Source organism: Hymenobacter polaris (assembly GCF_012927305.1).
Lineage (GTDB): Bacteria > Bacteroidota > Bacteroidia > Cytophagales > Hymenobacteraceae > Hymenobacter > Hymenobacter polaris.
In genome coordinates this window covers 38,101-50,078 of record NZ_JABBGH010000002.1, presented here as the reverse complement: position 1 = coordinate 50,078, position 11,978 = coordinate 38,101, and the positions used below count along the sequence as shown (strand labels likewise).

Below are 11,978 nucleotides of genomic sequence, written 5' to 3'. Positions count from 1 at the left end.
CACGAAAAACGAAAAATGGTCCGTTCGTCTAGGGGTTAGGACAGTAGATTTTCATTCTACCAACAGGGGTTCGATTCCCCTACGGACTACTAAAAAGGCCTTCCTGCTATCAGGAAGGCCTTTTTTATTACTGTTCCTGGCAGTTTTCCTGTCAGTTTACTTCTTTCGGCTTCGAGGAGGCGGGCTGGAAACCGCCTGCGCGGGCCCCTCCGGTATCGAGTCCTCTACCACCACGTAAGTGCGCTCGATGTACTCGATGTGCGGTCGGTAGGCGCGCTTCGAGGCCGCGTAGCCTAGGCTGCTGGGGTACGCCGGCAGCTTGCACACGGCCGGCATGAGCGGGCGCGTCACGATGGGCTCCATGCGCGCTTCGGCGTCGGAGCGGTAGAACAGCGACGTGGCCGCGTGCTGGTGCACGTCGGGCTTGGTAGCGGCCAGCTGCGCCGGCTGGGCCTGCACCGCCGCGGTGGCCAGCAGTAGGCCGGCCGCGGCCAGAAGTAGTCCTCTCATAAATATAGAAGTGAGGGTTGATGAAATGAATCGGCTTCAAATCTTCACCAGCTCCTTCCCTCTCAAAAGGACAGCTACGGCACCAGGTACTTGGCCACGGTGCTAGGCGATATCTGCAGCGCGCGGGCGATGGCCTGGTTACTGGCGCCGCCGGCTTTGAGCCGGCGCACCTGGTCGACGACGTCGGCCGACTTAGTGGGCGCCCCTAGGGTCACGCCGGCGGCCTTCTTCTTGGCCAGGGCCGCCTTCGTATTCTCCGATATCTTAATCAGGTCCTGGGCCGCGATGGTGGCCAGCATCGAGACGATGACGTCGCCGAAAGGCCCTAGGCTATTGAGGTAGGGCTCGGTGAAGGACTTGTAATCTACCCCGTGGTCCTTCAGCTCCTTCAGGTATCGGAGCGTGGCCAGGGCGCCCTCGCGGCTGAAGCGGTCTAGACGCCAGAATACGACCAGGTCGAATTTCTTCTGGTAGGCCTCGAGTAGCAGCCGCTTGAACTCGCTGCGCTCGGCCTTGCCGCCCGACTCCTGGTCGGTGTACACCTGGTGGATGGGGCCGTGCTGCTCGGCGAAAGCCCGCAGCTGGTACAGTTGGTTTTCGGTGTCCTGCCCCTTGTCCTTGGTTGAGACGCGAGCGTAGATGGCAACCTTCACTTGGCATTTCTACTACGAAGAAATTCTTTTAGCGCAGCAACCCCTTCTGGTGTCGAGGCAAAGCATATTGCTTGGCCTTCTGAGTTATAAAAGTGAGCGATGTCACCAAAATGCTCAGGATTCTTGGTCTTTGCTGCGTCGTAATAATGCTGTGCAGCTTCGATTGCTTTGCCGCCAAATAGGGCAAGATAGGTGCCATCTATTTCGGGAGAATTCATGACGTGTTTTTTTAGTGTCCCCTAAACCTACGTTTAGCCCCCAAAAAAGGGATTCAAAAAAATGGCCTAAAAACAGTGCGTTTTACCTGCCAAAGAATTCTAAACCTCTTTCCGCAACATCTGTAAGGATGCGGTTTGTATGTAAAAAATACTTTATTGTGCTTTTAAATACTTCAATATCAGCTTCATGAGTGAATCTATATTCAGGATATTTTGCAACAATAAAATCAATGAGTGGAGTTACTTGATTATCATCTAGCGGTTCGGGAGGTAAACCTGTAGACTTAAGATAACCTAGGATATCAAGCATAACCCAAGCAGGTAATAAAGTTGTTCCTCGATAGAATTGCATTATCGAATTCGTTGCTGCAGCGGCCTTATTCAAATTAGCCATATCCTCAAATAATGTTTTGAATAAATTTGACATTTTTTGGTCCATCGGCACATTATCTACACTAGCTAAGCGCTGTTTCTCCCGCTCTTCTATTTCTCGGTTTGCTTTTTCCAATGCCTGCTCTGCTTGGCTCAACAACTTAGTTTGGTTGTCTGATACTGCTTCGTAAGTAGTTTTTAGGAGTGGTACACCTTGCGTGAACATTTCCATCATGCTTTTTTGATCTGCCAATTGAGCCCGCACATCAGTCAACTGACTCCGTAAGTCTTTTTCATATTCACGTAGGCTTGTCAAATTAGAGTTTAATGCTTCTAAGCGACTTTTCTGCGCTTTATTAACCCAAACGTTGCTTACTACCTGGATGACTGTTAAGAGAGGCAGAATCACATAGAGATAGAAATTCATCAGCTGGCAGAGATTGGGTATGCTGGTAAAGCTACGTTAGCCCTCTAAAATACGAGTGTATTTTAGAGGGCTTGAGGGCTCCAAAAAAAGGCATAAAAAAACGGCCCGAAAACAGTGCGTTTCCGGGCCGCTAAGGCACTCGTAAAAGCCCTCCAAAATACGAGCCTATTTTGGCGGGCTGATCCTTTATAAAGGAGCTGTTCAGCCAGGCTGGGGAAGCTTAGCGAGATAGCTTTCCCACCTAGTTGAATGATGCTGCGCAGGTGAAAGTGCGGCTACGCTACGTTCCCGCCTAACGACCGGTGAGTGGGGCAACTCCCGACAAGCACCTACTTCGCGTCCTGCTAGTTCCGCGATCCTACCTTCACGCTAGCCAGAGGCTAAGCTGATGGTCAGCTACCCTGCTGCCCACCCGATGACGCTTAGTAAACTCCTCACCTTCCTCTTGTGCCTTAGCAGCTTGACGGTCCAGGCCCAGCACGCCGCCCCGCAGTACACGCTGGACGATATGGCCATCACGGTGGAAAAGTTCGATTCTTTGAACAAGGACCAGAACCGCTACAACCAGGACAACCGCATCTATACCGTCGGCAAACGCTTTACCTTCTCCTACGACTACCGCGATCCCACCGGTTGTCGGCTGCAGTTGGCTAAAGCTGATACTGTTAGTAAAAATGGGGTAGCCTGGCAATTGGTACCCGCCACGCAGGGTACTGATAAAGCGGTTTCGCAACTGACGCTCTCCGTTGTGCCGGGCCTGATGCCCTTCCTGCAAATCTTCCCTGATTACAACCAAACCGTCATCCAGTACGACTTCACCCTAGCGGATGGTAGGGTGTGGACCAACGAGATGACGGGCGTGATCGAGAATCCTAAAAACCTGTGGTTGCACCCCCCGCGTACGGGCCTGTTTGCCGTGCTCGAGCTCGACCCCTTCCCCTACGTCAAGCAGCCCCTGCATGTGGGGGCTAGTTGGAGTTGGAAGCTGGCCTTTGGCGACCACTGGGCCGACAAGCACTGGCTGGTATGGAAAGGCAAAAACAAAAACGTAACCCAGTATAAGGTGACGAATAAATTATTACTAAATAGCAAGTTAGGCGCGCTAACGTGTTATGTCGTGGCGAGTGAGGCCACCAGCGCCCTAGGGTCTACCAAGCTGGTGGCGTACTATAATGAGCAGGTCGGCTTCGTCAAGCTCGCCTACACCAATATTGATCAAAGCAGCCTCACGCTCGAGCTGCAACGGGTGGAATAAGCCGGGGCAGCATTATTCCGAATCCCACTGTTTTCCGAATGACTTTTCCGCCTACGCCAACAGCTCCAAAAATGCCGTTTGGGGGGGCGTTTTGCTAGGGGGTTTTTCGAACGCTTTTAATCTTTTATTATTTGAGCGTTTCTTGCATAAATGATTTACCTATTAACTGTTGAAGAAGCAATTCGCTTAGCAAGGGAATGGGTGCGACACCATTCTTCCTCCCTTACCGGCGAACTCATGTTAATTGAGGAAGAGACAGTCACACGGCCCTATAGCTGGTTCTTTTACTATAATTCAAAGCAATTCCTCGCGACGCAGGACTTTGACTACGCCCTCGCTGGCAATGCCCCAATATTAGTTGACAAGCGCGGCCACGTGCATGTTACAGGTACGGCCCATGCCTCAGAGCACTACGTGGCAGAGTTTGATGCTCAATACCAACGGGGCGACTTGCTGTCTTAGTAAGTAAGCCCGCGATAGGGGGGGCGAGAAAACGATGAGTTAACAGGACATACCAACCAGAATGAGTACTATGCACACCGTAGTGCTGGCTACCTATCAGGATGTTGAGGGGCTCAGAAAGCCCTCTCCCGAGCGAGTGGCTCAGAAAGTCCGCCGCGAGTGCGTTTCCAGCGTGTGGCGGGGGGTAGGCAAGACAAAAAAGGATGCGTCAAGAAGGTGCACCTTCCTGAACCTGAAATACTATTTTTAGTATTTAATTTATTAAAAAAAGGGGGGATTTTATATGTTCATTAAGTTAAGAAGGAATGCGATAAGCAGTATTAAAGATACAAGTCGACATTTGTAATTGATTTTCACTGACAAAGTGCATTTTATGGCTAAAATCTACACTTGTAAATATAGTAAAATACTATATTTATGTGCATTAGTTATTTTTGAGGTAATACATGCATGTGGAATTGCTATTGCCCAACCAGCTGTAACTTCAATTAGCCCCCCAGCTAACACTAGAGCTTTACTGCGCACTAACTCAATAGATGTCTCTTTTAACCAATCATTATTGGCAAGATCATCTAGTGCACTCCACATTTATTCGGCTCAGCGGGGTGGATTACGTACAGCCACTACTTCTGCTGTTGTCAACGGAAACACCCTTAGCTTTAGCCCAAGTAACTATCCATTTTTACCGGGCGAAACTCTTTTTGCTACCATTACAAAAGATGTAGCTAGTAGCAGCGGCAACATAGTCATTCCAAAAGTGTTTCAATTAACCGCCGCTACCAGTAGTACTGGTGGCGGCAGATTTCGTCTTGGAATTGAAGTGATGGGTGGGAATAATCCACTAGGAGTAGCTACAGGCGATATAGATGGGGATGGCGACTTGGACTTGCTTACTGCGAATTATGGTAACGGTACGGTAAGCGTGCGTTTGAATGGCGGTGATGCATCTGGTTCAAATACGGGTATTTTTAGCGGTAGCCAGAACGTAGCTGTTGAGAATAGCCCTTACAGTGTTATTGTATCTGATATAGACGGCGATGGTGACTTAGACCTTCTGGCAACCAATCAAAACAGCAATACCGTCAGTATTCGCTTGAATGGAGGAAACGCTGCTGGTTCTAACACAGGTATATTTAGTAATGGACAGAATGTATCAGTCGGGAATCAGCCCAACTTAGTAGTAACAGGCGATATAGATGGTGATGGTGACTTAGACTTGCTTACATCCAACTATTATGGCAATAGTGTAAGTGTACGACTGAATGGTGGCGATAGTCGGGGAACCAATACTGGGGCGTTCGCAGCTCCCGCTATTTCACCCGAGGTAACGGTAGGATATGGCCCAACAAGCCTGCTACTAGGGGACGTAGATGGAGACGGGGACCTCGACCTAGTAGTGCCTAATCAGAATAATACCGTGAGTATTCGCCTGAATGGAGGGAGTACTACCGGTAGTAGTACCGGCATCTTTAGTGGTTCTCAAGAGGTAGCCGTTGGCAATAATCCGCTCGGAGCAGCTTTGGGCGATGTGGATGGGGACAGGGATTTAGATATAGTTACTGCGAACGCTTATTCTAATAATGTAAGTGTCCGCTTGAACGGGGGAGATGCTAGTGGTACCAATACTGGAGTATTTGGCAACGGGACCACGATAATGGCAGGATATAGCCCGGCTAGTATAGCGCTAGGCGACATTGACGGAGATGGCGACTTAGACATGCTCACCTCCAATCAGAGTAGCAATACTGTGAGTGTGCGGCTTAATGGGGGCGATGCTACGGGTTCGACCTCCGGCGTATTCGTAGCACCCGCTTCCGTTAATATTCCGGAGGTGGCAGTGGGTAGCCGGCCTAGCTATCTGGTACTGGCCGATGTGGACGGGGATGGTGACCTAGATGTGCTCACCGCTAATTATTACAGCAACTCGGTAAGCGTACGCTTAAACCAGGCTGCGCTACCAGCTATTACTAGTTTTACCCCTGCATCAGGACCAGTTGGTAGCACTATCACCATTAATGGCACGGGGTTTCAAGGTACTACCGCAATCAATTTCTCTGGTTCAGGAGCAACTACTGTGACGAGTGGCTTTACTGTGAGCGGTAATGGCTCACAACTTACTGGAGTGATAGTGCCGGGAGGCGCTAGTACGGGCGTCGTTAGTGTAACTACGCCAACGGGCACTGTTACCAGTTCGATCAACTTCACTGTAGTCCCAATTCCTACTCTCACAAGCTTCACACCGTCGAGCGGTCAGGTAGGCACCAGCGTAGTTATTAATGGAACTAATCTAAGTGGAGCAACAATAGTAGCGTTTACGGGCACTACTAACAACATCTTAGCTAACAACTTTACAATAAATAGTTCTGGTACTCAACTTACCGTAGCGGTGCCACCTGGAGCCAGTACTGGTCCGCTTAGCATAACTACACCTGGTGGCACTGTCACTAGCGCAGCAAACTTCACGGTTATTCCTGCCCCCTACATAGCTAGTTTCGCACCAAGCAGCGGCGTAGCGGGCACGCGGGTGACGGTGCAGGGGGGTAACCTGACGGGCCTAAGCAGCCTGCGCCTGAACGGGGTAGATGCCACGGCCAGCATCAGCAACAATACGGGCACGAGCCTAGTGTTCACCGTGCCGGCCGCGGCCGCGGCCAGCGGCACCAGCACTGTAACTGGGCCAGCAGGGACGGGTACTAGCACGGGCTTTACGGTTCTGCTACGCGTGGCCAGCACCAGCCCCGCGGCTAACGCCCGCGCAGCTTCCCGCACCAACTCGGCCCTATCGCTGACCTTTAGCGAAGCGGTGACGAGTAGCTCGGCCGCTAATCTGCGGGTGTACTCCGCCCAGCGGGGCGGCCGGCGGGCGGGTACGGTAAGTGTGAGCGGGGCCGTGGTCAGCTTTGCGGCGCAGGGTAGTGCGGCCAGCCAGGACTTTGCCTCCGGGGAGGTGGTGAGCGTAAGCGTGCCGGCTAGTGTGCGCAGCGCCGGCGACGTGGCGGCGGGCAAGCGCGTCTACCAGTTCACCACGGCTACGGCGGGCTCCGGTCGAGGCGTCTTTCACCTGGGTAGCATTCCAGCAGTTGGTCAAAATCCTACCGCAGTAGTATTCGGTGACGTAGATGGCGATGGCGACCTCGACTTATTGATAACTAACCGGGGCAATAATACAGTTAGCGTGCGGCTAAATGGCGGAAACGCCACAGGCTCAAACGCAGGTAGTTTTGGCAATGGTCAGAACGTGGCTGTTGGTACCAATCCCGCTAGCCTCGTGCTTGGCGACGTGGATAGTGATGGTGACCTCGACATGCTTGTTGCCAACAGCGGCGCTAGCACCGTAAGCGTGCGCCTCAATGGTGGTGATGCAACAGGTTCTAACACTGGTGTCTTCAGCAATGGCTCAGACGCAGTGGTCGGTAGCGGCCCTTCGGGTGTGGCACTGGGCGATATCGATGGCGACGGCGACCTCGACCTTTTAGCTACTAATTATTATGATAATACTGTAAGCGTGCGTTTGAACGGGGGGGACGCCACTGGGTCAGCCACCGGAGTATTTAGCAACGGCACTACTTCCGTGGTTGGAGCATCGCCCCAACACCTAGTGGTAGGTGACGTAGATGGTGATGGTGACTTGGACTTTATCGCAGCTAACAGTGGGGCTGGCACCCTGAGCGTACGGCTGAATGGCGGTGATGCAACAGGCTCTGCTAGCGGCATCTTCAGCAGTGGGCAGACTGTGATGGTAGGGGCTAATCCGTATAGTGTAGCGCTAGCTGACATTGACGCCGATGGCGACCTTGACTTGCTCGCTGCTAATAAAGGCAGTGCTTCCGTTACCACTCGGCTGAATGGGGGTGATGCTACTGGATCCAACACGGGAGCATTTGACGCTGGGACTACTGTTTCTGTCGGCACTAGTCCCTACTGGGTAGCCGTTGCCGACCTGGATAGTGACGGTGACCTCGATTTTGTAACCGCTAACCAAGGAAGCAGTACCGTAAGCGTGCGGCTCAATGGCAGTGATGCATCGGGCACGAGCACGGGAGTATTTACAGCTCCGAGCAATACCTCAGAAGTTACGGTAGGCACGAGTCCTTACTGTGTGGCGCTAGGAGATATTGATGGCGATGGCGATTTAGATGTGGCGACAGCTAACCAGGGAAGCAATACGGCAACCGTACAGTTTAACCTGCCCCCCGCGCCAATCATCAGCAGCTTTACTCCCACAAATGGTCCAACAGGAACTAGTATTACTATCAATGGAGCTAACCTCAGTGGAGCCACTACCATTACGTTTACAGGTACTAGCAGTAACACTACGACCAGTGGCTACACCATAACTGGTCAAGAAGGTACTCAAATTACTGGAATCGTCGTGCCTAGCGGAGCTAATACAGGAGTAATTAGTGTAACCACACCTAGTGGCACTACAAGTACTGCGAATTTAACGCTAGCTAATTTTACTGTAACGTCCCCCTACATAGCTAGTTTCGCACCAAGCAGCGGCGTAGCGGGCACGCGGGTGACGGTGCAGGGGGGTAACCTGACGGGCCTAAGCAGCCTGCGCCTGAACGGGGTAGATGCCACGGCCAGCATCAGCAACAATACGGGCACGAGCCTAGTGTTCACCGTGCCGGCCGCGGCCGCGGCCAGCGGCACCAGCACTGTAACTGGGCCAGCAGGGACGGGTACTAGCACGGGCTTTACGGTTCTGCTACGCGTGGCCAGCACCAGCCCCGCGGCTAACGCCCGCGCAGCTTCCCGCACCAACTCGGCCCTATCGCTGACCTTTAGCGAAGCGGTGACGAGTAGCTCGGCCGCTAATCTGCGGGTGTACTCCGCCCAGCGGGGCGGCCGGCGGGCGGGTACGGTAAGTGTGAGCGGGGCCGTGGTCAGCTTTGCGGCGCAGGGTAGTGCGGCCAGCCAGGACTTTGCCTCCGGGGAGGTGGTGAGCGTAAGCGTGCCGGCTAGTGTGCGCAGCGCCGGCGACGTGGCGGCGGGCAAGCGCGTCTACCAGTTCACCACGGCTACGGCGGGCTCCGGTCGAGGCGTCTTTCACCTGGGTAGTACCCTAAAAGCTGGATACGCGCCGACTACCATTGTCGCCGGCGACATAGATGGCGATGGCGACCTCGACTTACTAACCGGGGCAGCAGGCATAGTCATCCATCGTAATGGCAAAAACAACTCAGGTACCAATGTAGGCACCTTTAATAGTACTGCTGATACTAGCATATCAGTTGCTGCCGCAGATTTGGCACTGGGTGACGTGGATGGTGATGGAGACTTGGATATCGTGGCCGCTAGTGGCAATGGCAGTTTTGCTGTATCCGTTCTGTTGAATGGGGGCGATAATACGGGCTCCAATACGGGTGTTTTTGGCAGCCCGGCAGTAGCAACGGTTGGTTTGGGCCCGACCAGCGTGGTGCTAGCAGATGTTGATGGCGACGGTGACCTCGACCTGTTAGCTGCTTGTTCAGGTAGCAATTCGATATCAATCCGCTTAAATGGCGGTGATGCCTCCGGCTCAAATACGGGAGTGTTTTACAACGGCAGTGGCGCATCAATGGAGGCTAGTGTCGAAACCGTAACTGTTGGCGACGTAGACGGCGATGGCGACCTTGATGTTCTCAGTACTTCGTATCGCTCCAGTAATATAACAATCCGCTTGAATGGGGGCGACGCAACCGGTTCTAATACAGGGGTATTTAGTAATGGCAGTAAGGTGGCAGCAGGTATCTTTCCTAGCAAAATAACAATGGGTGACGTGGATGGCGATGGAGACCTCGACTTATTAACTGCAAATAACACAGCGAATACCGTGAGTGTACGGCTCAATGGTGGTGATGCTACTGGCTCCAACACGGGTGTCTTCAGCAATGGCGCCGATTTACCAGTTGGGAATGGCCCGCAAGTTGTGCAGCTCGGTGATGTGGACGCAGACGGAGACTTAGACTTTGCCGTGACTAACACGAAGGATAATTCGGTGAGCCTGAGATTGAACGGTGGTAACGCCTCCGGTTCTAATACCGGCATATTTACTGAATCTCCCCAGCTAGCCACAGTTCCGGTGGGTCAAGCGCCTTATTGGCTCGCCCTGCAAGATGTTGATAATGATGGGGATTTAGATTTGCTCACCACAGAAGGAGGCTTCAATTTAGGCAATAACACGATCGGTGTACGCCTGAATCAGACCACGCCTCTGGCTACCAGAGCCGCCAGTCTAGGTAGCGCGTCTGCCGAACTGCTAGCACTGCCGACAGTAACAGATGGGACTACCCTGCATTATAAGTACACTGGGCAGGCTCTACCTAAGGGAGCTTTCCTAGCGATTTATAGCATGGCTGGCCAGCTACTCAGCCAGCAGCCGCTCACCAGTGCTGCCGGCAGCACCTCTATAAAAGACTGGATTACAGGCTGGTACTTGGCCCGACTTGTGACAACGGAAGGAATCTATACTGCTCGCTTCTATGTGCCCTAAATAAGCACTACCTCAGCTTTTAATGATATAGCAAGAGCTTGATACCAGGCAATCAATACTGTTCTCGTATTACTAGATACAAAGACATCCTTTTATGGTAAGACTTTTTATTTTCTGTAGTCAGCGCGGCCAAAGTTGTTTATGGCAGTATGGCCTAATGGCGCTGATGCTGCTCGGCTCAGTTTCGAATGCCTTGGGCCAAAGTTTTGCGCCTTTTGTAGCTTATTCCTCAGGAACCTATGTCATCCCCTATGATATAGATCTTGCAGACGTAAACGGAGATACTAAACCCGATATTATTATGGCGGGTGGCGGGTCTAATGCAATAGGTGTTCTGCTTAATATGGGCGCAGGCACTTTTCAGTCAGTTATCAGGTATTCTACGGGAGGTGGCAGTTATCCGGCGGCAGTAGCTACAGGCGATGTAAACAGTGACGGTAAGCTAGACCTTGTTTCGGCAAATTACCTTGGTAACTCGGTCGGTGTGCTACTAGGCAACGGTGATGGCACCTTCCAAACAGTAACAATCTATAGCACTGGCACTTACTCTGCTCCGTCCGATGTAGCGGTGGGGGACGTAAATTATGACGGTAAGCCTGATATTATTACGGCCAATTACAATAACAGTACGCTTGGCCTATTTATAAATACTGGTAGGAGCTTTCAACTAATGGTTCCCTACGCTGCTGGTACCGGCTGTAACCCCAGCAGTATAGTTGCGGCCGATGTTAACGGCGATGGGAAAGCGGATTTAATTGCCGGTAACCAGTTTGGTGGCGCGGTTAGTGTGCTGCTTAATGACGGGTATGGTTCTTTCAATCCTGTAGTCCTTTATAATACAAGTCCAGGTGACCATACCTACAACGTAGCCGTGGCAGACCTGAATGGCGACCGCAAACCTGACATTGTTACAGCAAACGCGAACAACAATTCAGTTGGGATAATGCTGGGTAATGGCAACGGCACCTTCCAAACCATGGCTACCCAAGTTATCGGCCCCAACCAGTATGGTTATGACGTAGCGGTGGCCGATATTACCGGCGATAATAAGCCCGACCTGCTTGCGGTCAACGGCAGCTATGATGCGGCAGAAGTACTTCCAGGCAACGGCAACGGGACGTTTCAGCCTTTCAAGTCCTTTAGTACGGGCAGCAGAAGCGCCCCGAATACTGTGGCGGTAGCTGATCTGAATGGCGATAATAAGCTAGACATTGTAACAGGCAATAATGATAACAACACCATTAGCGTGCTGCTCAATACTACGGCCTCCGTCTTAGCTAGCCAACCCATTTCACCTCAGACTCAATTAGGTCTCTGGCCGAACCCTTGCGCAGCTACTGAAGGCTTTACCCTTACTATGTCGGGTCTTCCCACCCGCACGAGTCGACTTGAAGCCACCTTCTTTAACACAGCAGGACAACGGCTATCCAGCGCTGTGTTACCTATTACGCAAGGGACTGTGCAGGGTAAGCTGCCTACTACCGGCTTCCTGCCCGGATTATATATACTTCGCTTAAGTACTTACGATATGCAGGGCACATATGTAAGCAGCTTAGCTGTCAGGCAGGTATGTATAAAATGATTATTATTTAACAGTCGTGAT

General features: G+C 52.0%; 8 protein-coding genes and 1 tRNA gene. 5 read left to right on the top strand and 4 right to left on the bottom strand.

The features are described from left to right. Positions 1-17: 17 nt before the first annotated feature. Positions 18-89, top strand: a tRNA-Glu gene (locus HHL22_RS10645). 67 nt (positions 90-156) lie between these two features. Here HHL22_RS10645 and HHL22_RS10640 read toward each other — a convergent pair. The 4 genes from HHL22_RS10640 to HHL22_RS10625 all read right to left on the bottom strand — a co-directional run bounded on the left by HHL22_RS10640 (position 157) and on the right by HHL22_RS10625 (position 2,180). Beyond that, complete coding sequence (locus HHL22_RS10640) at positions 157-510, bottom strand: hypothetical protein (protein WP_169531137.1); 354 nt, start codon at positions 508-510, stop codon at positions 157-159. A 74-nt stretch (positions 511-584) separates the two neighbouring features. Then, the gene (locus HHL22_RS10635; RefSeq protein WP_169531135.1) at positions 585-1,163 is read right to left on the bottom strand and encodes a recombinase family protein; all 579 of its coding nucleotides are present in this window, start codon (positions 1,161-1,163) and stop codon (positions 585-587) included. Then, the gene (locus tag HHL22_RS10630) at positions 1,160-1,381 is read right to left on the bottom strand and encodes a hypothetical protein (protein ID WP_169531134.1); all 222 of its coding nucleotides are present in this window, start codon (positions 1,379-1,381) and stop codon (positions 1,160-1,162) included. The genes HHL22_RS10635 and HHL22_RS10630 overlap by 4 nt, the downstream gene beginning before the upstream one ends. Positions 1,382-1,463: 82 nt before the next feature. After that, complete coding sequence (locus HHL22_RS10625) at positions 1,464-2,180, bottom strand: hypothetical protein (protein WP_169531132.1); 717 nt, start codon at positions 2,178-2,180, stop codon at positions 1,464-1,466. A gap of 415 nt (positions 2,181-2,595) precedes the next feature. Here HHL22_RS10625 and HHL22_RS10620 point away from each other — a divergent pair, with 415 nt between their 5' ends. The 4 genes from HHL22_RS10620 to HHL22_RS10605 all read left to right on the top strand — a co-directional run bounded on the left by HHL22_RS10620 (position 2,596) and on the right by HHL22_RS10605 (position 11,957). Further along, a complete protein-coding gene (locus HHL22_RS10620) occupies positions 2,596-3,435 on the top strand; it encodes a hypothetical protein (protein WP_169531131.1) in 840 nt (279 codons plus the stop codon). A 150-nt stretch (positions 3,436-3,585) separates the two neighbouring features. Next, complete coding sequence (locus tag HHL22_RS10615; RefSeq protein WP_169531129.1) at positions 3,586-3,897, top strand: YrhB domain-containing protein; 312 nt, start codon at positions 3,586-3,588, stop codon at positions 3,895-3,897. Between the two features lie 373 nt (positions 3,898-4,270). Further along, entirely contained in the window at positions 4,271-10,375 is a 6,105-nt protein-coding gene (locus HHL22_RS10610; RefSeq protein ID WP_169531127.1) for an FG-GAP-like repeat-containing protein, read from the top strand. A gap of 157 nt (positions 10,376-10,532) precedes the next feature. Then, complete coding sequence (locus HHL22_RS10605) at positions 10,533-11,957, top strand: FG-GAP repeat domain-containing protein (RefSeq protein WP_169531125.1); 1,425 nt, start codon at positions 10,533-10,535, stop codon at positions 11,955-11,957. Positions 11,958-11,978 lie beyond the last annotated feature (21 nt).

Bases quoted from the DNA above. Each gene is read 5' to 3' on its own strand.
- HHL22_RS10625 (WP_169531132.1), bottom strand. From the start codon at position 2,180: ATGAATTTCTATCTCTATGTGATTCTGCCTCTCTTAACAGTCATCCAG.
- HHL22_RS10640 (WP_169531137.1), bottom strand. From the start codon at position 510: ATGAGAGGACTACTTCTGGCCGCGGCCGGCCTACTGCTGGCCACCGCG.
- HHL22_RS10605 (WP_169531125.1), top strand. From the start codon at position 10,533: ATGGCGCTGATGCTGCTCGGCTCAGTTTCGAATGCCTTGGGCCAAAGT.
- HHL22_RS10630 (WP_169531134.1), bottom strand. From the start codon at position 1,381: ATGAATTCTCCCGAAATAGATGGCACCTATCTTGCCCTATTTGGCGGC.
- HHL22_RS10615 (WP_169531129.1), top strand. From the start codon at position 3,586: ATGATTTACCTATTAACTGTTGAAGAAGCAATTCGCTTAGCAAGGGAA.
- HHL22_RS10620 (WP_169531131.1), top strand. From the start codon at position 2,596: ATGACGCTTAGTAAACTCCTCACCTTCCTCTTGTGCCTTAGCAGCTTG.
- HHL22_RS10610 (WP_169531127.1), top strand. From the start codon at position 4,271: ATGGCTAAAATCTACACTTGTAAATATAGTAAAATACTATATTTATGT.